At 39.5% G+C, this 24,123-nt stretch carries 31 protein-coding genes; 8 read left to right on the top strand and 23 right to left on the bottom strand.

Annotation, left to right across the window (positions count from 1 at the left end; genetic code table 11):
* The first annotated feature begins 188 nt into the window (after positions 1-188).
* The 7 genes from BV60_RS0118885 to BV60_RS0118855 all read left to right on the top strand — a co-directional run bounded on the left by BV60_RS0118885 (position 189) and on the right by BV60_RS0118855 (position 3,813).
* A complete protein-coding gene (locus BV60_RS0118885; RefSeq protein WP_029324274.1) occupies positions 189-533 on the top strand; it encodes a hypothetical protein in 345 nt (114 codons plus the stop codon).
* A gap of 12 nt (positions 534-545) precedes the next feature.
* The gene (locus BV60_RS0118880) at positions 546-872 is read left to right on the top strand and encodes a hypothetical protein (protein WP_029324273.1); all 327 of its coding nucleotides are present in this window, start codon (positions 546-548) and stop codon (positions 870-872) included.
* A 181-nt stretch (positions 873-1,053) separates the two neighbouring features.
* Entirely contained in the window at positions 1,054-1,269 is a 216-nt protein-coding gene (locus BV60_RS0118875; RefSeq protein WP_029324271.1) for a PF20097 family protein, read from the top strand.
* Positions 1,270-1,546: 277 nt separating this feature from the next.
* Complete coding sequence (locus tag BV60_RS21375) at positions 1,547-2,350, top strand: helix-turn-helix domain-containing protein (protein WP_035777988.1); 804 nt, start codon at positions 1,547-1,549, stop codon at positions 2,348-2,350.
* Between the two features lie 175 nt (positions 2,351-2,525).
* Positions 2,526-2,954, top strand: a complete 429-nt coding sequence (locus BV60_RS0118865; protein WP_029324267.1) for a hypothetical protein — start codon at positions 2,526-2,528, stop codon at positions 2,952-2,954.
* Between the two features lie 73 nt (positions 2,955-3,027).
* Positions 3,028-3,192, top strand: a complete 165-nt coding sequence (locus BV60_RS23285; protein ID WP_156036227.1) for a hypothetical protein — start codon at positions 3,028-3,030, stop codon at positions 3,190-3,192.
* A gap of 207 nt (positions 3,193-3,399) precedes the next feature.
* Positions 3,400-3,813 carry a hypothetical protein gene (locus BV60_RS0118855; RefSeq protein ID WP_029324265.1) on the top strand — a complete coding sequence of 138 codons (414 nt, stop codon included), beginning with the start codon at positions 3,400-3,402 and terminating at the stop codon, positions 3,811-3,813.
* On the opposite strand, the gene BV60_RS0118850 is transcribed toward BV60_RS0118855, so the two are convergent.
* The 9 genes from BV60_RS0118850 to BV60_RS22375 form a co-directional block, all read right to left on the bottom strand.
* Entirely contained in the window at positions 3,780-4,841 is a 1,062-nt protein-coding gene (locus tag BV60_RS0118850) for a tyrosine-type recombinase/integrase (RefSeq protein WP_051656902.1), read from the bottom strand. The genes BV60_RS0118855 and BV60_RS0118850 overlap by 34 nt on opposite strands.
* Positions 4,842-5,012: 171 nt before the next feature.
* A complete protein-coding gene (locus BV60_RS0118845) occupies positions 5,013-5,990 on the bottom strand; it encodes a hypothetical protein (protein ID WP_029324261.1) in 978 nt (325 codons plus the stop codon).
* 594 nt (positions 5,991-6,584) lie between these two features.
* The gene (locus tag BV60_RS0118835) at positions 6,585-7,385 is read right to left on the bottom strand and encodes an NAD-dependent protein deacylase (RefSeq protein ID WP_081846811.1); all 801 of its coding nucleotides are present in this window, start codon (positions 7,383-7,385) and stop codon (positions 6,585-6,587) included.
* A 9-nt stretch (positions 7,386-7,394) separates the two neighbouring features.
* Positions 7,395-7,835 carry a DUF1284 domain-containing protein gene (locus BV60_RS0118830; protein WP_051656901.1) on the bottom strand — a complete coding sequence of 147 codons (441 nt, stop codon included), beginning with the start codon at positions 7,833-7,835 and terminating at the stop codon, positions 7,395-7,397.
* A 100-nt stretch (positions 7,836-7,935) separates the two neighbouring features.
* Positions 7,936-8,346 (bottom strand): cupin domain-containing protein, encoded by a 411-nt coding sequence (locus BV60_RS21370; RefSeq protein WP_051656900.1) that lies wholly within the window; start codon positions 8,344-8,346, stop codon positions 7,936-7,938.
* A 101-nt stretch (positions 8,347-8,447) separates the two neighbouring features.
* Positions 8,448-9,233, bottom strand: coding sequence for a histidine phosphatase family protein (locus BV60_RS0118820; protein WP_029324256.1), 786 nt, complete (start codon positions 9,231-9,233; stop codon positions 8,448-8,450).
* Between the two features lie 32 nt (positions 9,234-9,265).
* A complete protein-coding gene (locus BV60_RS0118815) occupies positions 9,266-10,429 on the bottom strand; it encodes a glycerate kinase family protein (RefSeq protein WP_029324254.1) in 1,164 nt (387 codons plus the stop codon).
* Between the two features lie 121 nt (positions 10,430-10,550).
* On the bottom strand, positions 10,551-11,471 hold the full coding sequence (locus BV60_RS0118810) for an alpha/beta hydrolase (protein WP_029324253.1): 921 nt from the start codon (positions 11,469-11,471) through the stop codon (positions 10,551-10,553).
* A gap of 104 nt (positions 11,472-11,575) precedes the next feature.
* Positions 11,576-12,259 (bottom strand): ankyrin repeat domain-containing protein, encoded by a 684-nt coding sequence (locus tag BV60_RS22375; RefSeq protein ID WP_051656898.1) that lies wholly within the window; start codon positions 12,257-12,259, stop codon positions 11,576-11,578.
* Between the two features lie 226 nt (positions 12,260-12,485).
* Between BV60_RS22375 and BV60_RS0118800 the strand changes: the two genes are divergently transcribed.
* A complete protein-coding gene (locus tag BV60_RS0118800; RefSeq protein ID WP_029324249.1) occupies positions 12,486-12,833 on the top strand; it encodes a hypothetical protein in 348 nt (115 codons plus the stop codon).
* A 93-nt stretch (positions 12,834-12,926) separates the two neighbouring features.
* Here the strand turns inward: BV60_RS0118800 and BV60_RS0118795 are convergent, their stop codons facing one another.
* The 14 genes from BV60_RS0118795 to BV60_RS0118730 form a co-directional block, all read right to left on the bottom strand.
* The gene (locus tag BV60_RS0118795) at positions 12,927-13,811 is read right to left on the bottom strand and encodes a DnaJ domain-containing protein (RefSeq protein ID WP_029324247.1); all 885 of its coding nucleotides are present in this window, start codon (positions 13,809-13,811) and stop codon (positions 12,927-12,929) included.
* 64 nt (positions 13,812-13,875) lie between these two features.
* The gene (gene tatC, locus BV60_RS0118790) at positions 13,876-14,646 is read right to left on the bottom strand and encodes a twin-arginine translocase subunit TatC (RefSeq protein WP_051656897.1); all 771 of its coding nucleotides are present in this window, start codon (positions 14,644-14,646) and stop codon (positions 13,876-13,878) included.
* Positions 14,630-14,797, bottom strand: a complete 168-nt coding sequence (locus BV60_RS22865; RefSeq protein ID WP_081846810.1) for a twin-arginine translocase TatA/TatE family subunit — start codon at positions 14,795-14,797, stop codon at positions 14,630-14,632. The genes tatC and BV60_RS22865 overlap by 17 nt, the downstream gene beginning before the upstream one ends.
* A gap of 49 nt (positions 14,798-14,846) precedes the next feature.
* Complete coding sequence (locus tag BV60_RS22860; RefSeq protein ID WP_081846809.1) at positions 14,847-15,008, bottom strand: Sec-independent protein translocase subunit TatA/TatB; 162 nt, start codon at positions 15,006-15,008, stop codon at positions 14,847-14,849.
* Positions 15,008-16,174 (bottom strand): amidohydrolase family protein, encoded by a 1,167-nt coding sequence (locus BV60_RS0118775; protein WP_051656896.1) that lies wholly within the window; start codon positions 16,172-16,174, stop codon positions 15,008-15,010. Before BV60_RS0118775 ends, BV60_RS22860 begins: the two co-directional genes overlap by 1 nt.
* Before the next feature lie 130 nt (positions 16,175-16,304).
* Positions 16,305-16,817 carry a hypothetical protein gene (locus BV60_RS22370; RefSeq protein WP_051656895.1) on the bottom strand — a complete coding sequence of 171 codons (513 nt, stop codon included), beginning with the start codon at positions 16,815-16,817 and terminating at the stop codon, positions 16,305-16,307.
* Between the two features lie 12 nt (positions 16,818-16,829).
* Positions 16,830-17,663, bottom strand: coding sequence for a metal ABC transporter permease (locus BV60_RS0118765; RefSeq protein ID WP_035777986.1), 834 nt, complete (start codon positions 17,661-17,663; stop codon positions 16,830-16,832).
* Between the two features lies 1 nt (position 17,664).
* Positions 17,665-18,384, bottom strand: coding sequence for a metal ABC transporter ATP-binding protein (locus BV60_RS0118760; RefSeq protein WP_029324239.1), 720 nt, complete (start codon positions 18,382-18,384; stop codon positions 17,665-17,667).
* A 64-nt stretch (positions 18,385-18,448) separates the two neighbouring features.
* Positions 18,449-19,531, bottom strand: coding sequence for a metal ABC transporter substrate-binding protein (locus BV60_RS0118755; protein WP_029324238.1), 1,083 nt, complete (start codon positions 19,529-19,531; stop codon positions 18,449-18,451).
* A gap of 102 nt (positions 19,532-19,633) precedes the next feature.
* Complete coding sequence (locus BV60_RS21365; RefSeq protein WP_035777984.1) at positions 19,634-19,951, bottom strand: hypothetical protein; 318 nt, start codon at positions 19,949-19,951, stop codon at positions 19,634-19,636.
* Positions 19,952-20,191: 240 nt separating this feature from the next.
* Complete coding sequence (locus tag BV60_RS0118745; RefSeq protein WP_029324237.1) at positions 20,192-21,340, bottom strand: iron-containing alcohol dehydrogenase family protein; 1,149 nt, start codon at positions 21,338-21,340, stop codon at positions 20,192-20,194.
* Positions 21,341-21,378: 38 nt separating this feature from the next.
* Positions 21,379-22,596 carry an aspartate aminotransferase family protein gene (locus tag BV60_RS0118740; RefSeq protein WP_029324236.1) on the bottom strand — a complete coding sequence of 406 codons (1,218 nt, stop codon included), beginning with the start codon at positions 22,594-22,596 and terminating at the stop codon, positions 21,379-21,381.
* Positions 22,597-22,688: 92 nt separating this feature from the next.
* Positions 22,689-23,363, bottom strand: coding sequence for a cytidylate kinase-like family protein (locus BV60_RS0118735; RefSeq protein ID WP_035777982.1), 675 nt, complete (start codon positions 23,361-23,363; stop codon positions 22,689-22,691).
* A gap of 11 nt (positions 23,364-23,374) precedes the next feature.
* Complete coding sequence (locus tag BV60_RS0118730; RefSeq protein ID WP_029324232.1) at positions 23,375-24,115, bottom strand: amino acid ABC transporter ATP-binding protein; 741 nt, start codon at positions 24,113-24,115, stop codon at positions 23,375-23,377.
* Positions 24,116-24,123: the final 8 nt, after the last annotated feature.

The following is a 24,123-nucleotide window of genomic DNA, read 5'->3' as shown; positions in this document are numbered from 1 at the left end:
TAAAATAGTCATATTTTTATGCGGCACAGAAAAAGCCTTTCGTCGATTATCTCCGAAGATAATTTGAGCGAGAGGAATCCATCTAATGTGAAATAAGAAGCCTTATTTTACCGCTTTTTGCCTGTTTTCCCATATGTGTCTGCACTATAATTTTTTATGTAATGGAAACTTACAAGAGGAGAAAAAACATGACACCTAAAATTTGGTTATTCGTAGTTTTGATTGCAGTAATGGCACCGGTTTATCTTATGTTCGGAGTTGCCACTTCTAAAAATGTAAAGGAGATGTCTGAAAAGAACAAAGAAGAGTATGAAAAGAATAAATCTAAGCATAAGTACATGGTGATGGGGCAGAGCTGGGGACTTGCTATAGGAGTTACTGTCGGAAGCGTCGCAAGTTATCTCATGTCTGGAAGAGTTTCAACCGGAATGTGTTTAGGAACAGGACTCGGAATGTTCGTGGGCATGATGATAGGTGCAATAATCGATAGAAAAAGGGAAATGGAACATAAGACGAACGAGTTCAACCTTTAAAGGATGGGCGCTATGAGTGGATCGGCAATGGGATTTCTTGTATGGGCAATACTTGGTGCTGTAATGATTGCTTTAGGTACTAGAGCTTTGTTCATGAAATCGGCAGTAGGTTTTTGGGCGAATATCGAACAATTCCCTGTTAATGACATCAAAGGATATAATCGCTCGACCGGTATTTTGTTCATCTGCTATGGTATTATTTTCATTGTGCTAGGGCTTCCGTTGCTGACCGGACAGAACTCAGCGTTAATTCTACTCTCAGTATTGGGAGTAATGCTGGAAACAATAGCTATGATGGCAATTTACATTATGGTCATAACGAAGAAGTATAGAGGCTGAACGGTATTGATTTTTGGGGTATAAAAAATAGGAAGTTATTGTAGATTCTATTTGAGGAAATTGGTTTATTGTATGAATAATATATAATAACAAATTCGGATTAGAAGGGTTAATAAGTAATGAATCCATGGAAAAAACTAGTGATGCTTGATTATGAGTGTTTTTTGGAGGAAGAATAGTTATGAATTGTCCTAAGTGCGGAAAAGAAATGAGAACAGGATTTGTCGAGGCAAAGAGTGCAGGAAGTCTTACGCAAGCTTTTACACAGGTTACCTGGTATCCTGAGGAATATAAAGGCAAATTTATTAAGAGGGAACCAGTAACACTTTCATTGCAAGCGGAAGGTCAATATTGTGATGAGTGCATGACTGTGTTTGCAAGTTTTAATCAGAGATAAAGAATCGGATTTTATAGAGGTGACATGATAATGTTTCGGTTAATTATATCTGTAAAGAATGAAAACCTTCGAGGTTTTCAGCGGAAGCGGTGCCAGCATCCATTCCGTTCTTGTAATTTAGAATAAAAAATGTACTCAACCACCACTTGAGTTCCAGCATTTAAGCTGGGGATTGGACTCAATTACAAATTGATATACAGATCTTGACCCGGAATGTATTCTTATATCAAACAAAAGGTACTGGCCAGTATCCAACTACAATTTAAGGAGCGAAAAAATGTTAGATATGAATAAAGTAGCAAGGAATATAAAGAATGCCAGGACAAAGAAGAATATGACCCAGCTTGAACTTGCTGATATTGTGGGAGTAAGCTATCAGGCAGTATCAAATTGGGAGCGTGGTAATTCCATGCCGGATATTGGAAAGATTTCTGATATAGCTAAGGCTCTTGATATGGATGTTGCGGAGCTTCTCGGAGATGATAAGGAGACTTCCATTATAAAAAAAGTTATTGAGAATTCTGAGGAATCACTTACTGCAGAAGAGCTGACAGAAGTTGCACCAATGCTTCAGCCCATGGAACTTAAGAAAAAGGTAAAGAAGATTTCGGAAGAAGGGGCTCTTAACCTACATGCTCTTGTAGGATTTGCTCCATTTCTTGACGATGAATATCTCGATGAAATTGCGGCAAGAATTGACACTGCTCAGATAAAGGATCTGATAGCCTTAGCTCCATTTTTATCAAGCGATACACTTATCGGCATTTCAAAAAAGATAGACTCATCAAATATCAATGACCTTGTTTCGCTTGCACCATTCCTGCCTAAAGAGGCGCTCGATGATGTGATTTCCAGAATGGATGCTGACGATTTTGATAACATAACTTCACTGGCACCTTTCCTGTCAAAAGAAACACTGGACAAAATAGTTGATAAAGCCATAGATAAAGGTAATGTTTCAGAACTTACAGGAATAGCATGTTTCCTTGGTAAAGATTCGCTGAAGAAGATAACGGAATTCCTGCTAAAGTCTGATGATGCAAAAGGCATGGCGAAATTTGCAATGTTTTTTTCGGAATGAAAAGAATATAACAGGGTTAAAATGGGCAATGCGAAACGCAGAGCCCATTTTTTAATTATATGGTATTATACCTGTAATCTTTGCATTACAAAAAACAAATTCAAGCTTAGAGTAAATCGGTATCTATGCTAGTATGAACTTGTGTAACTAACATAATTGAATTTGAGGATATGTTTTGAAGACAACAGCCGGCATCAGGAAATTCATACTTTTATTCTTAACAATGGCCATTATTGCAGGTGGTCTGTTTTTTGATGTCCGTGAGATGAGAGAAGTGTCTGACAGTCTTGGAGCATTAACTACAATTTCTTCAAAGACAAATGAAAATCCCCATAGAAGCTCAGATATTATCAGCGCTAGAGACATATATAAAGTTGCATCACTTGAAATCAGAGATTTACGAGCTACAAGAGAAGATGTAAACAGTCAGGAAATTACTGCCAGTACGAAAAGAATAGTCATATTTAGTCTGATTTTATGCCTCCTATTATCTTTAGGAGCTTTTTATACATCTGTTTTACCGTCCATATTTCCATGGACTTCTTTAGTAATTAGCAGGTTTATTGCTATCAGCTACATCCATCTTAAGGATGGAAAAAAATAATCTTCTACCTTTCCCAATACAACTGAATAAATAACGCATATTGCTGCGAGAGTGGCAAAGATAGGAGATGAAAATGTCAATTATGTCAATCGCTATAGGCGTGATATGTACGGCGCTGATGTTCGGTGCCGTTATTTGGGTACTCGTTTTAGAGCATAAAGGAAATGCTGAGCCTGAGAATTCAGTAAGAGATAACAGGCAGAGTTTTGATAAGGAGTCTGAGGAAGACAAGAAGTAATAAGAAATCTCTGTGCAGGTATAACAATGCTTGCACAGAGATTTTTTACAAAGGAATGATACTTGAACATCCTAAGGAAGCAAGATTGTTTATTGGCGGATTACGTTTGTGCGTAATTACATAATTGCGTATTGGCAATCCGAATCCAGAGAATATATTATGTAATTACGTAAATACATAACACCGTAATCTAAGGAGGATCTGTTAATGGCTAGGGATTTTGGAAAGGAAATAGATTCTATAAAGGATCAAATTGATGCATTGCAAAAAATGATGGAGTCTGCTTTCGAAACCAAAAAAGCAGATAAAAACGAACATGAGACAGTAGGTCATGTACAAAAAATGAAGGACATGCATCCTAATGCACATGTAAGTGCGTGCCTTGATGAAATTGAGAACACTGCCGGGGTGAACGGTCAAACTGGAGCGATAACTTATCTTGGAGTTTTTTCATCCAGCGGTAGACAGTCAACATGGGCTAAGCATTGCGTAAATACCGATGATTTATTAGATCTCGTTACTAATAATGTTGCGGGTAAAGTCCTTTCCTGCTTAGGCAAAAAAGCCGAATATTTCATTGCATTCAATCAATTGTCGTTGTTATCCCCAAAAAGGTCATAATTTGCTACTGACTTCCGGTGTTCTTCATCAACTGCTGCATAGTGCTTTACTGTGGTATTCACATCCTTGTGGCCAAGGACGTCTGCAACCATGTATATATCACCGGATGAATTGTAAAGAGTGGTTCCAAAGGTTCGGCGGAGTTTGTGGGGATGAACACGGTCTGTAAGTTTTGCGCCATCTCCGTATTTTTTAAGCATATCCTCAATGCTTCTAACGGAAAGTCTGTTGTTCTTAAGTGATATGAAAAGAGCTTCTTCTTTTGGATCCTGTGCCAGCAGGGGACGCTCATTTTTTATATAATCACGGAGCGTGTTGCGGGTTTTTTCATTTATATAAAGAATTGCTTCCTTACCGCCTTTTCTAACAATTCTGATGGTATTATCCTCAAAATTCACATCATTTAGATCGAGTCCGGCACATTCTGACACGCGAAGCCCCAGATTTAATAAAAGGATAACGATTGCAAGATCACGTTTTGCTGTGTTTTTGGATCTGGCAGAGCTTCTTTTTGTTGATGTTTTGGTTTCTTCAACAGCCTTAATAAGCCTTTTTGCTTCATCAACATCAAGGCGTTTTATGTCATTTTCCTCATATTTCTGGTTTTTATCTGCTTTAAGCGTGGGATTTTCTGCAATATATTCCTTATCAGCCATATATCCGAAGAAATTCCGGAGAGTTGCCATTTTACGGGCAAGCGTCCGGTTGCTGACCATATGCCCGGAGTCAGATTCATTAAGAACCATAAATTCCTGAAATTCATTTATGTCTTCGTAATTGAGTGCATCAAGAATTTCCAGGGAAATATCCTTAATTTCCAGAGATCTGCAGCGCGGATTCCGTACTTTAAGAAATTCAAAGAATAAAAGAACATCCTTTGCATACGCAAGAGCTGTGTTTATCTGATATTTACGGACGCATGATTCTATAAATTTATGTGTATATATTGGAAGCTGCTTTTTGATTTCCGTGATTCTTGCAAGTTTATCCTTGCGTAATTCAGCATAATATCTGGAATCTTTCCCCATTTCATACCTCCGGATCCTCAAAACATACGATTTTTGCCGGTTCTTTCTTTCATTATCATTATACCACATAAAATTGATATTTTCCGCGGTATAACATTCAGCTAAGCTTTCAGATTTCAGACAGCCACCCCGCACCATACTCCCATTGATTTAGTGGGTGTTTGGAGTTTTTTACGGTAGAATAAGATCCGCATTTATAAGATCTCTATAATATTCATTGTCCCTGCTTTTTATAATTCTGAAGAATTTACCATCTGGACAATCCTCTATAATATTAACTCCTTCAGGGTCAATTGCCATATTGCATTTTTCAGTGGTTATTCCATGGATTTCGGAATCCTTAATATTTGCAAAAACAAATACAGTAAAAGCATCCCAGGACGGTGTTCCGCTTTCAACTCCTCTTTTCTTCAATGCCCACGCAAGATAGTCGGTTTCTGACATGTTTTGAAGGTTGCCTCCGCACATAAGTGGACCGCCAAGATCATATGTGTATATATAAAGCGGCACAGCGCTTTCCCAATTTTCATATACATATCTGGCACTTAAAGACGCAAAAGGCACATAGGAATAATTGAAATCCACTCCGGAAGGATAAACACCACCCGTTACATGCATTTCTTTTACCTTTTCTCTTATCAGTTCCATTCCATTAAGAGGACTGTATTCATCGCCCTGTGAAATCATTAGACCATATATATTTGTCAAATACCCCGTGGTAACAATAGATACAGGCTCTTCGGATTCAACAAGTGTCCTTCTTAGTAACTTAATGGCATCTATCATTTCATTGTTTGCCACAGTTTCAGAAAACTTATCCCAATATTCCGGGTAAGCTGTATCGTTTGAGTACGGACTTACTCCAACAGGAACATCGCTATATCCTTCTTTTGTAAGAATCCCTGCTATTGCATCTTCATTGCCCATAACATTACTCGTTACGGCAAGAAGCTTTACTTTATTTTCAAGGTCATATTTCTCGGTAAGGCGGATGGCCATTATATCATCCACATCTCCGCACATATCAACATCAAGTATCATCTGTGCAACAGTATCAGCAGCTTTAATATCTATTCTAAAAAAAACAAGCCATATCACAGATGACAGCATCAATGCCAGACTTGTACCTAAATATTTGATAAATTTCAAATGTTATACCTCCGTTATGTTATAAAGTATAACGGTTTTTGGGGCACATAATTATAAAGCAGGTATAACATTTTAATTATTATTTTATGCTATTCCTGAGTTAAAACACTGAAATTCAGAATTTTCCCTGTCTCTTAATATTATGACAAAAATGCTCACAAAACTTATTGTGCCTTTTAACACATTTCATAACCCAGTACAAAAATTTCTCATAGACATATCCTCATTTAACAGCTAACGACGCATAAAACAATAAAAATGTAATTATAGCCACAGGAACAACTACATTGATAACCCCAAACAACTTAATCATAGCTTTTTCGCCTCCCCTTTTTTATATAACTGATAACTACAAGTCATTGTTAAAAACATTTTTGAATGTTGATAATATCTTTATATCTTAAGTATAAGGCTTATGCAGTCCTATAAAAATGACAGCTATATCTTTTATGTTCTTTCCATAAATAAGTTACAATATATTGAGGCTAAAAAATTATTTGCTCATTTCTAAAAAATAAAAAGAGAGCAAAACTATGTCATCATTGGTGTTTCTGCTCTCTTTCTATATTTTAAATAATGAACGTTTTTTTCGTATTATATTTCTATCTGATTCATTATTTTCCCAATGCTATCATGAAAAACAAGGTCTGCCCTGCCTTCCATCTTGGTCTTGCCTTTGTTTATGATCACAAGAAACTTTCCGTGGTACATATGCGCAAGCTGCGCTGCTGATCCGACCTCCAGCGATGTTCCACCTATGATAAGAAGATCTGCATATCTTATAAGTGCTACAGCCTCTTCGTAATCCCGCTGCGGAAGGAACTCTCCATAAAGAGTAACATCTGGTCTTATAACTTTGCCGCACTTAGGACAATGTGGAACATCTTCTGTATTCTCAAATATGAAATCCGCACCATAATCTGTCTTGCAGCTTACACAGTAACTCCTAAGAGCACTACCATGTATCTCACATACCTTTTTACTACCAGCTTTCTGATGAAGTCCGTCTATGTTCTGTGTAATAACTCCATCTAGCTTGCCCCTCTGTTCCATCTGGAAAAGCTTTCTATGGGCATTGTTTGGTTCTATACTCCTACAGTCAAGGTTCTTGCGAAAATAATCAAAGAAAACTGCGGGTCTCTTATTTAGACAGTCATAGCTTAAGAGATATTCAGGTTTATACATAGAGAACCGCTTATCCTTCTTATGATACAGGCCGTTCTTACTTCTAAAGTCAGGAATACCACTTTCTGTGGACACCCCGGCCCCGCCAAGAAACACTATGTGCTCCGAGATATCTACCATCTCATTTAGAGCATCTATTTTCTGCTCGTCATTAAGAGAACGGAAGTACTTTTCTTTTTCCCTTTGTGATGAAAAATTCGGTAAAAGCATATCTATTCCTCATAAGAAAACAAAAGCTACTACATTTAATGCTTTATCCCTGATATTTCTCCAGCCTGAACTTACCGGATACCATTCACAGTCCCCACAGATGACTTTAAGCCGCTCATCTTCTTTTCCGGAACCCAGGTATTCATCAAGCTTGGTGATCAGCTCCTGATATGAATAAACCCCTTCTTTAAGTCCCAATGCGTCTATTACACCTTTATCAAAACGCTGAACCTTTTCATCTGTCTTACATACACCCTCTGACAATTTGGATGGGCAGTCGCTACATAAGCAATCCGTTGTAAAAATGATTTCCACATTCTCATCAGGATTATTGCGAAGGCTTTTTGTGACTATATCCATATTGGAGACAAATCCTTCCGAGTATCCTTTTCCGCTGTACCCTTGCGTACACAATAGGTGATGCGGTCTGAGTTTAATTATTCCGTACACTATTATTCTTCATCTCCTAAGTATTCTATATTTTTCTCCACTATATCCTCTGAATAAGCAAGGTACTTTATCTTCTCATAGTTTGCAGGGCAGATGTCCCTTATCTCTTTATCCAAGACAAGTCTGAATCCATCATAAGTAAACTTAGGAGTTGTTGCACAAGACATAAAACAGAAACTACCCTTATAAAGGTTTTCTGCTGCAAAAATGGCGCTTTTGGTATTACCACCATTGCAAGCTGGTCATCGTCAGGACCGATTACAGCCTCTGATACACTTCCGTCTATGATCATGGTAATCTTCAGCCCGCAGCCCTCATGGTGGTACCAGATTTCATCACAGTCTATCTGATGAAAATGCGAAATATCCTCTCCTTCAAGCAGAAAGTAGATACTTCCCATAAGCGACCGATCTTCATGAGAAAAAGGTGCTGTGTAAACTTCTGCAAAACATCCTCCTTCAGGATGCTTTTCCAAATGGTATTTCTGTTTTAAATACTCTGCTCTCTCCATGGCACCTCTTACTTACATACTAAGCTGTACTAATAAATCCTTATATCTCTGGGGCTTCCTCCATCAAAGGGTTCAAACCCTGTCACTAATATTTTTCCATATTAATGCCTCTCATCATCATTTTCGAATCGTTCGCAGAATCTTGCAGAAAATGAAGGTGGTTCTTTACCCATAGTAAGGTGTGTAGTGTCACCAATGCGTAAGGTCCTGAAAATGGCTATCCCCTTTTCGCGTTCCTCTGTAACAATCTCTGTTACAGAAGTTGGTGCCATTGCAAGAAATTGCATCGTAATAAAGGGTGATACACTCCACAGATGCGAGAGCAAAACTGATGTAATTCCAAAATGGCAGAACAATCCCAGAATATTCTCATTGTTTTGACGTACTCTGTAGACGTTTCCATTCCTCTCATATCCGTAGTCCGATAGCATTTTATCAAACTCCAAAATAACATGATCATATGTTTCTATCATGTTTGTATTTTTTACCAATTTGGATTCTCTCCACTTGACAACATCAAATAATTCCGAATGGTTTGCATAATATGATGGCATTATATCCCAAACTATCCTTTTATCATACTTTCCCGTAGTTTCATCCAGTTTAAGCTCATTTGGATAAGCAAGCCTTGTTTCATCATCTGCGGTATTTGCATCGAACAAGGCCGGAAATTCCATGAGCCAGTCGCATACTGTGGCCTCTTTCCCTAAAACCTTTAGCGAATACTCAGCTGTGGCTTTTGCTCTACCAAGGGGTGACATATATATATCATCTATTCCATAATTTTCTATTTGTTTTGCAAGCAGCTCAGCTTCAATCTTACCTTTATCCGTGAGATTATCCAATGTATAGTTCGGATCACCATGCCTAATAAATAAAAGTCTCATTTTCTTTTTTCTACTCCTACTAACTTTTCATTTTACAGCTTTTCATATGCATTGTTGGGATACCTTACCTTAACCAAACGCATCACCTGCTCTGTAGTATCAGCCAGGTTTCTCTTTGCATTGTCTGTGCTCATTGCCTCATCTAAAGTGGCTACGCCTCTTACTATGGGAAAGAAAGCATCTATTCCATTTTCATTACAGGCTGTAGCATCCGGAGTAACACCCCCGGCAAAAGCAATGACTGTTTTGGAGTACTTTTTTGCAAGCTTCGCCACACCGATTGGAGCCTTGCCCATAGCTGTTTGAAAATCAAGCATTCCCTCACCTGTAACAACAATGTCTGCGACTTTGATATAGTCATCCAGCCTTGTTTCCTCTATAACAATATTAATTCCGGGGGCTAAGACTGCATCGGTAAAGGTAAGAAAAGCAAATCCCATTCCTCCCGCTGCACCGGTCCCCGGATATTTGGCGTCAGCCTTAGGATATTTTTCTTTTGCAAGAGTAGCATAAAAGCCAAGCCATTTATCCATATCCGGTATCATTGAGGGTGTTGCACCTTTTTGGGGTCCATATACAGCACTGCAACCTTCACTTCCGCATAAAGGATTTGTAACATCACAGGCAACCATAAATTCACACTCTTTCAATGCCGGTAACACATACTCATCCGTAATTGATTCAAGATTTTTAAGGCCTTTTGCACCACGTTCAATCTGACGGCCATCTTTATCAAGAAAACCGTAGCCAAGTGCCTGGAGCATTCCTACGCCACCATCATTTGTGGCGCTTCCTCCAATACCTACGATAAATCTTCTGCAGCCTTTCCCTATAGCATCTCTGATTACCTCACCTACGCCATAGGTTGTAGCTTCAAGAGGATTGAGTTCACTCCTTGATGCCAATGTAATTCCTGCTGCTCCGCTCATCTCTATTACAGCAGTCATTGTTTCCCTGATGATGCCGTAAACGCATTCAACCGGCTTACCAAACGGACCGGTAACAGTCACAAGTTCTCTTATACCGTTCATTCCATCAATCAGTGCATCTACAGTTCCTTCACCACCGTCCGCAAGAGGTCTGACTTCCACTTCCGCCTTAGGAAATACTCTTTTTACTCCTTCAGCAACAGCATTTCCTGCTTCTATTGAAGTCATACTGCCTTTGAATGAATCTATAGCGGTTACAATTCTCATATATAATTCCTCGATTCCAATAGGACTATCTTTTTCACAGTCCTTCCCTCTACTCCACATGCTGTTCGGTTTTATTTGACTTCTCTTTAAACAATAATTTCGTATGTATTGATTTTTTGTTTTATGCTAATGTTTTTTTTATCCAAGCAATCCTTCTATCAAGTGACTCTCTGACAATTCTGCTCTTAAAAGCCACCTCAAAGCCATGACAAGTGCCTTTTACTTCATGAAGCTCCACGGGTATATTAGCTGATTTCAACTTTTCTGCAAATAAAACTCCATCATCGTGAAGAGAATCAAATTCTGCAATCTCTATGTATGTTGACGAAAATTCAGAAAAAGACACTGCCTCCATAGGAGAAGCATACTCTATATGTTGGGGAAGTCCGTTTATTAACATTTCATCCCAATACATTTTTGCAAGACCTGTATCCAGAACCGGCGTATCTGTATATTTTCTCATCGATTCTGTATCCATCCGCCTATCCAGCGCAGGATAAGACATAAGTACTCCAATAGGTAGGATTTGTCCTCTGTCCCTGGCCATGAAAACTACTGCTGATGCAATGTTACCACCGGCACTGTCTCCTGCGACTATAATCTTATTTTCATCGATATTCAGATTCCCGGCATTAGCTACAGCCCATTCATATGCACAATAGCAATCTTCCACAGCATATGGAAAACGATACTTTGGCATTAGCCGATAGTCCGGCATTATAACTCTGCAGTGAGTTCTTTCTGCATACCATTTTGCAAACTGATAATGTGTTTCTGCTGCTTTTAATATCAGCCCTCCGCCATGGAAGAACATGATACATGGAAGTTTTTCCTTATAATTTCTGGGCTCTATTATCAAAGTAGGCAGCTTATATCCTTCATACCCTGGGATGACATGTTTTTTCACGTCTATTTTCTCATCTGATTTGCAGGGAATCATTCCCATAAACACATTCACAAATGGATAGACATGAATGTTGGGAAAAAGATGTGCCATCGTTAAAAATCTCAGTTCTTTATCTAAGTGATATCTAGTCTTCATGATACGCCTTTTCCTTCCGTTAAATAACATGATTATCCTCAGTTAACCGCTTGATCTCTTTTTTATATTGTTCTAAGCCATAATCTTCATATTACTCTATATATTTAAAAAATGATATTTCTCCTTTTAAAATAGTCTTGTAAAAATGTCCGCATACTCTTCCATCGTTCCATGCGTTCTGCATCTTCTGGAGCAACAGGATAAATATAAAACTCTTTGTTGGTTGGACTTAGATCTGAGTCAGGACGAAGGCGTCTGTTCGCCCATGCTTCATAATTAATCCCATAATCCATCAGTATATTCATTACTATACCAAGCTTATTCCAAGCCTCGTCCTGTATATCCGTATAAATTTCAGGTCTTATGACAATTTGCTGAGCATGCTCTATGGCTTCACTCATTGCGTCCCAACCATATGAATCTAAGGCATTTACATCCGCACCCATATCAAGCATCCTTTTCATGATACGCACAGATTCATCAGATTCTTCATATCTCTTATAATAAAGAGCATCAATAGCACCTATGATTGAATCAAATAATACCGGCATCCGAATGCCCGGATCGTCATCTTCTGCTTCCATGAAATTTACGTCTGCACCATGATCAAGCAGATAGTCTGCTATCTCGATTGCCCCAATTTTTAAGGCTACCTGCAAAGGAGACTGCCCGTGATCCTTTTTGGGTTTAGGACCGGACGCTGAGTTTACAGCTTCTGGATGTTTATTCAGTATCCGCTTAACTTCATCCAAATTTTTTTGCTTAATCTTTGTAAAAATAGCCTGCATATGATTATTATCCTCCTGCTATAATATGAGACCATTTTAAGCGGCTAAAAGCTATAAATATATGCCTATGTATGCAAAATACAGGGGGTTAAAAGATTGCTTATAAGTTCATTTACACGGATTACAAAAATTTTAGAAATTGTTCTATTGCAAGATGTGGATTTCAGGGTTATTATTAAAGAACACTAGTTCACGAACATATATTCTCTGTCATGAGGAATTGCTTATGGAAAAGAATTATACGATTTATGCTGTGGATTTTGATAATACGCTCTGCTACTCAGTATGGCCTGAGCTCGGAGATCCTAACATCTTACTAATTGAATATTTGTTGAAAGAAAAAGCAGCCGGGAACAAGCTGATTCTCTGGACATGCAGAGCAGGGAAACCTCTTTCGGATGCTATAAAATGGTGCCGGGATTATGGACTTATTTTTGACGCGATAAATGACAATCTGCCTGAGGTTGTAGAGTTTTACGGCAACAATAGCCGGAAAATTACATGTGATATTTATATTGATGACAGAAACGCATACATAGACCCTGACGGCAGGCTTCAGGGAGTTGCCATATGAGTCTTTATACAAATCTGTTCCGGAAAACACTACTAATAGCATTAAGTAATTCCCTTACCTGCTGCAGGAGAAATAACAGATGAGCTCCTTATGCTACTTCAGTAAACCTTGTATCAGATTCCCATTTACTACAGGCTTATCAGTAAGTCCCCTCGGAATAGCCAGAATAATCGCAACATGAATCCTCATTTTTCCACGCTTATTCTTATCCATCCTTGTTATAACAGCATTCATTTCTATCTCAGGGTCATCAAGCAGCGGCAGCACAACATAATAAAGCGCATCCTCATCAAAGGAAACTTTTCCAAGAATTCTTCCTGAAACCATCTCCTCAGCCACAGCCCTGTCTTCCCTAAGAAATATGTTAACCGGCGTGTCCGTGCTGATTGCAGCTGCCCTGCCTTTACCATCATCACTGATGAAACCTGTGAACTGAAATACTTCTTTATCGCCATCATCACGAACCTTATTCCCAACTTTTCTTGCAGCGTCAGCCGGCAGTACATATTCCTGCATCATCAGATGAAAGATATTTTTAACACGTTCCGGATCAGGCACAACCTGATAATAGGTCATAACTTCTTTGCAGGACTCCAGAACGCTTTTTGAAAACAGCGCAAACTCCTCCATGTCAGGATCCCATATAAACCTGCCCCTTGCCATCTTAGAAATTGGCAGCGCCTCGTCATATATCCTGAACTGGACATATATATTTCGCTCAGAGAATGCATTATTATTTTCAAAAGCATCCCAGGAAAACTCATATTTTTCAATATAGTTTTCACCTTCGGATTCCCTGATTTTTCTATACGCCTCTATGACCTGCCGTATTTTATTATCATCCCGAAAATCCCGTTCTTTACCGGGTGCCGAATCCGGGTGATACAAAAATAACAGCTTTTTATACTTTTTCTTAATCTCCCTGTCAGCGTCAGACCTTGATGCTCCAAGGATTTTATATGCTTCTTTCAGAGTCATATCATACCTATTTCATCGCTATTTGCTCCAACATAATTATTTTTTTCTGCTTCCGTCTGTAATTTCAGGTTATCTTTTTTGAATCTCTTATTAACAGTCTATCAGCAGGATTAAAAACTCTCGCCACAAGAATTCCGGCTTCGTATAGTAGAAACAGTGGTACACTGAGCATCAGCTGTGATATCACGTCCGGAGGAGTGAGAATCGCAGATGCAGTCACAATAATAAGAAGGACATATTTTCTAAAAGACACCAACTGTCTGTAATCCACAACACCGTGACTGGCGAGCATATAAATAACAACAGGAAGCTCAAACGAGACTCCAAAGGGAATAAGGAATGATAGCAGAAAGTTTAGATATTTATCCATTGCAAAAAGCGGAGTCGCAACATTCTCCCCTGCTATTAGGAAAAAATCCAGCGCCAGTGTATAAACGGCAAAATAACAGAACAAAATTCCCATTATGAACAAGATGAGCCCGACTACAAACAATACTCTAAACCGCCAGATCTCATTCTCATAAAGGGCAGGCTTAATAAATCGCCATATGATGAAAAAAATGATAGGACTTGTCAAAACGATTCCAAGAATCAAAGAAATCCTGAGCCTTAAAGTAAAAGCGTCACTTACCCCTGTGTAGATAACAGGCACATTTCTGCTTATCAAGGGAGCCTCAATAAATCTGATGGCAGGGTCACATAAAAATACAAATGAGACGATTACTCCCACTATAATGAAGGCAGCTGCTGCTATCAGCCGCTGCCGCAATTCTCTCAGATGTGTAAGTATTGGTCTGCTCTCGTCGGTCATTATCACATTATCCTTTGTGTTCATTTAGAGAATCGCTCTCATCACCCTTTACTTCCTCTCTGAATTCCCTGATACTTTTACCTAATGCTTTCCCTACACCGGCGAGTTTTCCTCCGCCAAAAACAACTCCCGCAATAAGTAAGATAACGATAAGTTCCTGCACGCCGATATGCATATTTTTCCCCTTTCAACCATTCAAAATGAAGTCATAAGTTGTTACTGTTTTAGTTTAAATCAATATCATCAGTGAGTTTGCGCATGGCAGATTGAAAATGTTTTACAGCTTTTCCTATTTTTCGTGCAACCTTGGGTAGATCCTCGGGTCCTACCACAACAAAGGCTACAAGAAGAATTATCAATAATTCGCCTGCACCCATTCCAATCATTACTTATACTCCTTAATCAGTGACAAAACATTCTCCTTACAGATCATATCCGCTGTCTTATCTTTAAGTCTGTCCAAGAGCTTGTAATACTTTACAACTTCAGCCGGATAAGTTGCCCAGTGACCAACTTTATCTGTTCCTACAAGGAATCTGTCAGGATACTTCTCTATGAGCTTTACCCAATCATCAAGCGTATTTCCGTCAAAGTAATTATCCGGAAACTCATCAAGAAAATAGTAGTCATATACAATCCACGAAATATCTATCCAAAGGTTATTGTTTTTCTTAAGAAGCTCATCAGCAATAGAAATTAGATTTTTAACCTCAACTCTTCGTGAGATTCCAACGTGCGCCCAGATTATCTTGCAATCTCTGTTATATTCAAGCGCATCGTATAGCTCATCAAGGTACAGGATACTCTCCGTACTCTGTGCCGTAATATTGTGATGAACAAGAACCGGCAACCCTTCCTTTGCCGCCAGATCGAATATTCCTAAAAATCCCTCGCCATTTATATGCGGGGGCTCGCCGTATGTCAGTGCCGTCAGATCATCGTGCCTGCTCATTATCTCACCTATCCCGCACCAGAATTTGGGATAGAGTTTTAGCACCTGCTCCACATGATCAGCGGCAAATTTATCATTACAGTTAAAGCCGCAACAAAAAGGGAAAAATCTCTCCCTGATCTCTTTTGGCTGCGCCAGAAAGTCCTCGGCAAGCAAAAAGTCTGTCGCTGAGTAGTAATAACATCTTGAATCGTTACTAAGATAATATGACGGAGCCTCAGGCATGCTGCTGTCCCACTGTTTGGCAATGCCCATACCAAAGATTACCGACTTTGAAACTCCTGACATATCCATGGCTTTGCACAGCGCAGGAAATCCATCGGATTTTTCAAGAAAGTCTGTGTAATGCAGGTGGCTATCTATGATGTTGTACCGAATCTTCTCTTTTGGCGCTTCAATAGTAATATTTTCGTTGGATGCTCTGTCCTGTCCCTCGAGATGATTCTCATAAGCCGATTCTTCCGTTTCGTCCGCCGCCAGAACCTGTCCGATTCCGCCGGGGAGGATTGATGATGCTGCAATACCTGCTGCACCTGCTGCTGTGAGCTTTAAAAACTCACGCCTTGTCATTTCCAAACCTTTATGCTCATCATTTTTCATAGAAGCTCCTTTGTGAGAGTGCGAATACTATCTGTCATTATTATAAAAAAATATTGTTTATATTCTTATATTAACTGAAATATTCTTTCAAATAGTCAGTTTATTAAATTTTTATATTCTTATATTCAGGTCAATCTATAAGTACCGCATTTGAAAGGGTGCAATAAGTGATTCCGTTCTCATCATAGGTTGTAAAAGTTCCCTCTACAGTAACATTCATGATGTCTGTGCCGGGATAGTTACTGTCAGCAAGCTCAAACTCTATCCCCTGCGCACAGCATGCAGTAGCATCCTGGATTATGCATGCATGATAATCTTTTCCTGTGACCTCGTCATGATATATATCGTAGAGCCCCTGCATTTTTACCTTTCGTCCCACATAATTTTCAGGATAGTACATCATCTGAAATACTTCTCCGTAAACCATAGTAGGTGACAGGATAGTGAGATCTACCATGGAGGAATCATTCGAAGGTGTTACTGCAGAAGCTGTTGATATTTCTTCTTTGGAATCATCTTTTTCGGCAATCTCATTGTTTGAAATATTTTTTTCATCTATAGTAGGCATTTTTTCTTTTCCACAGGCTGTCGCCAGGGTCAGCATAATAACCCCTACAAAGATAATTCTTCTTGTTGTTTTCATAATGTCCCTCCGTTACACTTTATGCCTGCAGGACACTATACAACAAATTGCAAAGCCTGCCACATCTGTTGCAACAATGGTGGAACCCACCGGTGTGCCTGCAAGTATAGAAACAATAAGGCCCATAAAAGCACATATCACAGAAAATATTGCTGAAAAAACCGTCACGCCCCTAAAACTTGTTAAAACTCTCATAGCAGACAAGGCCGGAAAAATGATAAGTGCAGAAATAAGAAGAGAACCCACAAGGTTCATGGCAAGTACTATTATCACAGCGGTAACAATAGCAATAAGAAGATTATAAAAATCAACTTTTGTTCCTATTGCTCTGGCAAAGTTCTCGTCAAAGGTCACGGCAAAAATCCTGTTATACAAGAGTAAATATGCTATTCCCACAAGAATTGACATTATTATGCAGATCCACACGTCCGTCATTGTAAGTGTGAGAATTGATGTAGAGCCAAAAAGAGTTGTACATACATCTCCTGTAAGATTGGAGCTTGTTCCAAAAACATTCATGATAAGGTAGCCGAAAGCAAGGGCCCCCACAGAAATCGTAGCAATAGCAGCATCTCCCTTGACCTTTGCATTATGGCCTGATCTAAGGAGCAATATTGCACTTATTATTGTGACCGGCAAAACCACCACCATTTTGTTTGACAGACTTACAACACTTGCAACCGCTATACCTCCAAATGCTACATGTGAAAGACCATCTCCTATATAGGAATATCTTTTTAGAACCAGCGTCACACCAAGAAGTGATGAGCAAAGTGCTATAAGCACACCTACTATAAGAGCATATCTCACAAAGGGATACTGCATATAAAAAACTAATTTTTCCATGTCACACCACCCTTCTTTCACAAAGCTGTTCATAACGTATGTAGAGCTTTCCCCTGTCACTTTTCATGAAGTCATCTTTTGTTCCAAAGCTTGCTGAGTCACCCATATGAAGGATATGACTTGAATAATTAAGTGCACCGTAAATATCATGAGAAATCATGATTATGCTCATGCCCTCTTTATTCAAAGTCTCAATGAGTCCATACATCTGGGCAGTAATCCGGGGATCAAGCCCTGATACAGGCTCATCCAGAAGGAGTATTTTACCGGCAGCGCAAAGAGCTCTTGCAAGAAGAACCCTCTGCTGTTGTCCGCCGGACAGTTCCCTGTAGCATCTGTCAGAGAGGTCCAAAATACCAAGCTTTTCCATATTTTCCATGGCTATTTTCTTTTCCTTTTTACTGTAAAAAGGTCTAAATCCAAGCCTGGCCTGGCATCCGGATATGACTATTTCCTTTACTGAAGCCGGAAAGTCTTTTTGTACGATTGTCTGCTGAGGAAGATAACCTATCTCGTTTGTTTTAATTCCATTTTCATATTTAACCTCTCCGAACAGTGGTTCGCAAAGCCCAAGAAGTGTTTTCATAAGTGTCGATTTGCCCGAGCCGTTTTCACCGACTATACACAGATAGTCTCCCTCATTTACTTCAAAATTCACATTATCCATGATAATTCTTTTGTCATATCCAAGCGCCAGATTTCTGACAGTAAGTACTTTCATATATTTCTCTCTTTCATGTTGCATTGTTGGAACCTAATAGAAATTTCCTCATAAATAAAAACGTTTAATCCAGTGCCTCTTTTAAAACCTCAAGGTTATTCTCCATGATTCCAAGATATGTCGCTGCACTCTTCACATCCTCTGAGGTAGTACTCTGCAGAGAATCCATGGTAAGGATTTTCTGGTCACCTGTCTTGGTATTCTGGATTATGGTTTCTGCAATCTTATGATTTTGTCCTTCAATGGTAAGGACACTCTTTAATCCGAGTTCATCAACTTTATCGGCTAAAAATGCTATAGTCTCAAAGCTTGCTTCAGTCTCAGCGGAGCATCCTACAAAAGCGGCATAGTACTTAAGGCCGTAATCATCCACCATATATCTGAATGGGAATCTATCACCAAAAAGTACAGTATTAACTGTCGCATTTTCCACAGCCTCTGCGTATTTACTATCAAGGGCTTCAAGCTCCGCCTTGTAGTTTGCGACATTTTCCTTGTAAATATCTGCATTTTCCGGATCGATTGTTTCAAGGGCCCCCGCTATTGCCTCTGTGAGCACACCTGCATTCTTAAGAGAAAGCCATACATGCTCATCATACTCAGGGCCTTCTTCCTCTTCACCCTCTGAATCTTCTTCCTCTTCTTCTCCTTCCATTCCTTCTACAAGCTCTTCTTCCTTGACATTTTCTCCAAGGGTATCAAGAAGATTTATCACTACCATATCCTTGTTGGTCTTCTCTTTTAAAGCATCATCAACCCAGCCATCTGACTCCCCGCCAACATAAATAAACAGATCACATTCTGAAATCTTCATGATATCCTCTGCTGTGGGTTGATAGCTGTGAAGATCAACTCCATTATCAAGAAGCATTGTAAGATCTGCATCATCTGCCTTATCGCCAAGAATTTTTCTTACCCAGTCGTACTCAGGAAAAATTGTGCAGACTATCTTAGGTGTCGTACTTTCCTCTGTCTTAGCCTCTGTCTCATCAGACTCCATAACTCCTTGGCTTGATGCTACATCCTCATCAGAAATTTCAGATGTTGTCACTGTATCACCGGTCACTACATCTTTGCTATTTCCGCACGCACAAAAACAAAGCACCGCTGCCATTACAGTCGCTGCTACTCTTATAAATCTCTTCATAATAGTAATATCCTCTCTTTATTCAATTTTGTTTATCAGGAAAAAATCGATTACTGCTGCAAAGGGCAAAGTATCCCCTGCAGAGCTCAAAAAAAGAATTATTTAATCGTTCATTCGAACCATAGAACTTACAGGCGTAGAATACACCAGGACAATATCCTTTAATACTAAAATTGCTCCCAAAAGAAGCACAGCCAGAAAAGCCATGTAAAGAACTGCCAATCCATCACCAAGCTGGCTTAAGTTGTTTTCACACTGAGAAATCAATGCACAGACAGGGCATCTGTCCCCATCACAGTCGTGGAATGACTCTACGGAAACAAATACAGCAGAAAACAGCACAACAAAAAGCATAGCAAAAGCAGTGTATGCTACAAGAAGATTCTTTATGCTATTCTTACCAATGTTTAAATATTTCATAAATCGTTTCCTACTGCTTTCTCGTTGCTTATAAAATCAAAAATGATTATATTTCCGTTTCCTTTTCATGTCAAACCCATATTATTTTTTTCAAAAAGGATTCCCTAATCTGATTCATTTTTTTCTTACCAATCAAAAAAAAGAACACGGTAAGCAAGGTACTTACTTACACGTGTTCAATTACAACCTGGTATCTATGAGCTGTCAGCCCATACAGGCGACATTTATGACTGAGTACATTTAATACGCTGCTTCGTAAAGCATCAGCAAATCCGCCTTTGAGGTATATCTGGGGTTTACATTTATATTTCCGCTTTTCATTGCATCATCTGCCATCTTTGCAAAAAGATCACTATTTACACCTACTTCAGACAGTGAAGAAGGAATACCTAATTCATGTTCAAAAATTCTTATTTCAGCTGCAAGCATGTCCGGTGAAAATGAGATTTCTGAAACAGGAGTTTCTGCAATACAGTTGTAAATATACAGGTATTTATCCTTAGCACATTCCATGTTGAAATCCACAACAGCAGGCAAGAGTATTGCATTAGCTACTCCGTGCGGAACATTAAAATATGCGCTTACGGGATGACTCATGGCATGTACATCGCCAAGCCTGGCATGTGAAAAAGCTATTCCTGCGAAAAGAGATCCCAGCATCATGGCTTCGCAAGCATTTGCATCTATTCTGGATTCAATATATCGCTTTATATTTTTCCCGATAAGGTTCAGAGCCTTCTTCGCAAACATATCAGAAAATGGTGATGAACCTTTGGAAATATACGCTTCAAGAGCATGAACAAATGCATCAATTCCACATGCAGCGGCAGTCCCACGCGGCACCGACATAATTAGCTCCGGATCAAGTATCGCGTATTCAGGAATCAGATAATTGCTGCCTATTGTCAGTTTGTAATTTCTCGAATGGTCAGTAATTACAGAAAATGCGGTAACCTCAGAGCCTGTACCTGCGGTTGTTGGAATTGCAATAACAGGGACAACCGGCCCGGGAACTTTTCCCACGCCCTCATAATCCGCAACCTTCCCGCCATGGGTCACAAGGACAGCGACAGCTTTAGCTACGTCTATGGGAGATCCTCCACCAAAAGCAACAATAAAATCTGCTCCGCTCAACCTAAAGCCTTCGGCTGCTTTTTCTACGGTTTCTACGGAAGGATTACCTTCTGTCTCTGTAAAACTCATACTTTTTACGCCGCTCTTAAACAGTATGTGTTCACAAATATCTACAAGTCCTGATTTCTTCAGATTCGGACCGGAAATAACATATGCTTTTTTAAAATTTTTTTCATTAGTGATTTCAGAAAGCTTTTTTAAAGCACCCAAACCAAACCTAACATTTTGTGGAATTGAAAATGAAAAATCCTTCATAAGCAAATTCCTTTCTCATCTTACATTTTTTCAAAAAATCACGCCGCCAATGCCTCAACCGATGCCTTAATAATCTCAAAAGCATCATCACAGTCCTTTTCTGTAATTATAAGCGGAGGAACCATTCTGATGATGTGTTCACCAATGGCTGTTATCAGAAGATGTCTATGCAGGCACTCATGCTTTACATCAACACCTTTGACAGAGTCATCAAACTCAACGCCCACAAGAAGTCCCTGGCCACGTACCTCTTTTACATGAGGAAGGCCTGATAACTTATCCTTAAAATATTCTCCCACCTTAGCCGCATTATCAGCCAGATGTCTGTCGAGAAGTTCATTGACCTCTGCGAGAGCCGCTGCACAGGATACCGGATGCCCTCCAAAGGTAGTACCGTGAGATCCTGCAGAAAAGGCCTTGGCTACTTCAGCAGTTGCACAAATTGCTCCTATAGGCATTCCGCCTCCAAGTGCCTTCGCCATAGACACAATATCCGGTTTAATTCCGTAGTTCATGTAGCTCATAACCTTACCGGTTCTGCACCAACCCGTCTGGACCTCGTCAATAAGAAGAAGCATTCCTTTTTCATCGCAGAACTTGCGTAAACCCGTCATGAATTCCATAGTTGCAGGATGTACCCCGCCTTCTCCCTGTACCGGTTCAATCATGATTGCTATTGTGTTCTCGGTACAAGCATCCTTAAATGCCTGAAGATCGTTGTAGGGAGCATATGAAAAGCCGTAGGTCATGGGACCAAAGCCCACCTGACAACCATTTCCCGGTTGTCCTGTTGCAGACATTGCTCCGAAGGTTCTTCCGTGGAACCCCATCTTGGCGGTAACGATGTGATATTTGTTGGGACCATATTTTTCAATACCATATTTTCTTGCCATCTTGATCATTGCTTCGTTGGCTTCTGTTCCGGAATTCTGATAAAAAATCTTATCCATTCCTATAGTTGTGCATATTTTCTCTGCCAGAAGTGCCTGCGGAACAGTGTATGGGTAATTAAAGGTATGCATTACATCATGAACCTGATCAATTACTGCTTCTACTACCTTTTCATTGCAGCTTCCTGCAGAATTCACAGCTATTCCTGCGTAAAAATCCAGATATTTCTCACCCTTCTCATCATACAAATACTGATCCTTTGCTTTTTCACACACAAAATCCATTCTCTCATAGGTTTCAATCATGTATTTGCTGACTTTCTCCTTAATATCTTCAGCTGTTAAACCTGTATCTGCTAATTTCATAACATACCTCCACATTTCAATTTTATTAATCCAATGACTCCCTGCATTTTAAGGGACTTATCCTGCATAGCGCAGGATTCCTGAGCGTATTTTCATACCACCTTTAGTCCGCGATTTACGACTTTTATCCGATCCTTGGTAATGAATCCTTTTACAATCAGATATTGTTCCAAAGTCTTTACGCAGTTTTCTATACCTACTCTCTCACTGTTAAGAGTGATGTCATAGTTAATCGGATTGGTCCAGTAATTGCCCTTCGTGTAATACTTGTAGTAATCCGACCTGAACTTATCCGTCCTTTCTATGGTCGCATGGGCTACAGCTTCAGTAACACCCATGTTTTCCATAGTTCTCTGTACACAAAAAGCTCTTGGCGCCTCTATATATACACTCACGACATTTTTCTTATCGCGAAGCACATAATCTGCGCATTTTCCAACAATAACGCATGATTCTTTTTCTGCCAGATCCCTGATGATCTGACTCTGATACTCAAAAAGTCTGTCATCAGAAACAAATTTTTCATTTCTTGCAATATAGCTTTTGGATCTTGGGAGACCCTTCAAAAAAGCAGAAAAACCATCTTTTTCTCTGATTTTTTCATTAACCTCATTAAAAATGTTCTCATCAAGACCGCTAAGCTGGCTTGCAAGCGTAAGTATTCTGTTTTCATAACAGTGAATTCCCAAATCTTTCGCAAGTCTGGAGGCAATCTCCTTGCCACCGCTTCCAAATCCTCTTGCAAAAGTAACAACAAAATTCTCCATAGTTCTCCTCCTTAGCCAGCCAGATATCTTCCGAGAAACTCTCTGGTTCTGGGATTTGTAGGATTGGTAAATAGCACGGCCGGTGCCGCATCCTCAGCCACATACCCTGAATCCATAAATATTGTTCTGGTTGAAACATCCCTTGCAAATGCCATTTCATGAGTAACAATTATCATGGTAAGACCTGTTTTTGCCAGCTCCTTCATAACACCTAAAACTTCGCCAACCATCTCGGGATCTAGCGCGGATGTGGGTTCATCAAAGAGAAGAACCTCGGGATTCATACAAAGCGCCCTTGCTATTGCAACCCTTTGTTTTTGTCCTCCAGAAAGCTGCGCCGGCTTTGCATTGATATAAGGTGCCATTCCGACTTCCTTAAGGTGCGTAATCGCTCTGTTAAAGGCTTCCTCCTTTGATATGCGAAGAACCTTTCTGGTACAAAGCATACAGTTTTCAAGAACTGTCATATTGTTAAACAGGTTAAAGGACTGGAATACCATGCCCACCTTGGAACGGTACTCGTTTATATCCTTTTGTACGTCCCTGACCTCCTTATTGTGATAGAGTACCTTGCCGGAGGTCTGCTTTTCCAGTTTATTGATGCACCTAAGAAGGGTGGATTTACCGGAACCGGAGGATCCGACAATACAAATAATCTCGCCTCTTCGTACATCTATATCGATTTTTCTAAGCACCTCGTGGTTTCCGAAGGACTTACTAAGCTCTTTAACAGAAATAACAACATCACTCATATCATTTT

Source organism: Butyrivibrio sp. AE3004 (genome assembly GCF_000703165.1).
Taxonomy (GTDB): domain Bacteria; phylum Bacillota; class Clostridia; order Lachnospirales; family Lachnospiraceae; genus Butyrivibrio.
Note: the sequence above shows the minus strand (reverse complement) of the source record. Positions and strands in the feature narration are given on the sequence as shown.

What these genes read in the sequence shown, in the direction of transcription:
- BV60_RS0118885 (WP_029324274.1), top strand. Translation starts at nt 189, where the DNA reads ATGACACCTAAAATTTGGTTATTCGTAGTTTTGATTGCAGTAATGGCA.
- BV60_RS0118880 (WP_029324273.1), top strand. Translation starts at nt 546, where the DNA reads ATGAGTGGATCGGCAATGGGATTTCTTGTATGGGCAATACTTGGTGCT.
- BV60_RS0118875 (WP_029324271.1), top strand. Translation starts at nt 1,054, where the DNA reads ATGAATTGTCCTAAGTGCGGAAAAGAAATGAGAACAGGATTTGTCGAG.
- BV60_RS21375 (WP_035777988.1), top strand. Translation starts at nt 1,547, where the DNA reads ATGTTAGATATGAATAAAGTAGCAAGGAATATAAAGAATGCCAGGACA.
- BV60_RS23285 (WP_156036227.1), top strand. Translation starts at nt 3,028, where the DNA reads ATGTCAATTATGTCAATCGCTATAGGCGTGATATGTACGGCGCTGATG.
- BV60_RS0118855 (WP_029324265.1), top strand. Translation starts at nt 3,400, where the DNA reads ATGGCTAGGGATTTTGGAAAGGAAATAGATTCTATAAAGGATCAAATT.
- BV60_RS0118850 (WP_051656902.1), bottom strand. Translation starts at nt 4,841, where the DNA reads ATGGGGAAAGATTCCAGATATTATGCTGAATTACGCAAGGATAAACTT.
- BV60_RS0118835 (WP_081846811.1), bottom strand. Translation starts at nt 7,385, where the DNA reads ATGCTTTTACCGAATTTTTCATCACAAAGGGAAAAAGAAAAGTACTTC.
- BV60_RS21370 (WP_051656900.1), bottom strand. Translation starts at nt 8,346, where the DNA reads ATGGAGAGAGCAGAGTATTTAAAACAGAAATACCATTTGGAAAAGCAT.
- BV60_RS0118820 (WP_029324256.1), bottom strand. Translation starts at nt 9,233, where the DNA reads ATGAGACTTTTATTTATTAGGCATGGTGATCCGAACTATACATTGGAT.
- BV60_RS0118815 (WP_029324254.1), bottom strand. Translation starts at nt 10,429, where the DNA reads ATGAGAATTGTAACCGCTATAGATTCATTCAAAGGCAGTATGACTTCA.
- BV60_RS0118810 (WP_029324253.1), bottom strand. Translation starts at nt 11,471, where the DNA reads ATGAAGACTAGATATCACTTAGATAAAGAACTGAGATTTTTAACGATG.
- BV60_RS22375 (WP_051656898.1), bottom strand. Translation starts at nt 12,259, where the DNA reads ATGCAGGCTATTTTTACAAAGATTAAGCAAAAAAATTTGGATGAAGTT.
- BV60_RS0118800 (WP_029324249.1), top strand. Translation starts at nt 12,486, where the DNA reads ATGGAAAAGAATTATACGATTTATGCTGTGGATTTTGATAATACGCTC.
- BV60_RS0118795 (WP_029324247.1), bottom strand. Translation starts at nt 13,811, where the DNA reads ATGACTCTGAAAGAAGCATATAAAATCCTTGGAGCATCAAGGTCTGAC.
- tatC (WP_051656897.1), bottom strand. Translation starts at nt 14,646, where the DNA reads ATGAACACAAAGGATAATGTGATAATGACCGACGAGAGCAGACCAATA.
- BV60_RS22865 (WP_081846810.1), bottom strand. Translation starts at nt 14,797, where the DNA reads ATGCATATCGGCGTGCAGGAACTTATCGTTATCTTACTTATTGCGGGA.
- BV60_RS22860 (WP_081846809.1), bottom strand. Translation starts at nt 15,008, where the DNA reads ATGATTGGAATGGGTGCAGGCGAATTATTGATAATTCTTCTTGTAGCC.
- BV60_RS0118775 (WP_051656896.1), bottom strand. Translation starts at nt 16,174, where the DNA reads ATGAAAAATGATGAGCATAAAGGTTTGGAAATGACAAGGCGTGAGTTT.
- BV60_RS22370 (WP_051656895.1), bottom strand. Translation starts at nt 16,817, where the DNA reads ATGAAAACAACAAGAAGAATTATCTTTGTAGGGGTTATTATGCTGACC.
- BV60_RS0118765 (WP_035777986.1), bottom strand. Translation starts at nt 17,663, where the DNA reads ATGGAAAAATTAGTTTTTTATATGCAGTATCCCTTTGTGAGATATGCT.
- BV60_RS0118760 (WP_029324239.1), bottom strand. Translation starts at nt 18,384, where the DNA reads ATGAAAGTACTTACTGTCAGAAATCTGGCGCTTGGATATGACAAAAGA.
- BV60_RS0118755 (WP_029324238.1), bottom strand. Translation starts at nt 19,531, where the DNA reads ATGAAGAGATTTATAAGAGTAGCAGCGACTGTAATGGCAGCGGTGCTT.
- BV60_RS21365 (WP_035777984.1), bottom strand. Translation starts at nt 19,951, where the DNA reads ATGAAATATTTAAACATTGGTAAGAATAGCATAAAGAATCTTCTTGTA.
- BV60_RS0118745 (WP_029324237.1), bottom strand. Translation starts at nt 21,340, where the DNA reads ATGAAGGATTTTTCATTTTCAATTCCACAAAATGTTAGGTTTGGTTTG.
- BV60_RS0118740 (WP_029324236.1), bottom strand. Translation starts at nt 22,596, where the DNA reads ATGAAATTAGCAGATACAGGTTTAACAGCTGAAGATATTAAGGAGAAA.
- BV60_RS0118735 (WP_035777982.1), bottom strand. Translation starts at nt 23,363, where the DNA reads ATGGAGAATTTTGTTGTTACTTTTGCAAGAGGATTTGGAAGCGGTGGC.
- BV60_RS0118730 (WP_029324232.1), bottom strand. Translation starts at nt 24,115, where the DNA reads ATGAGTGATGTTGTTATTTCTGTTAAAGAGCTTAGTAAGTCCTTCGGA.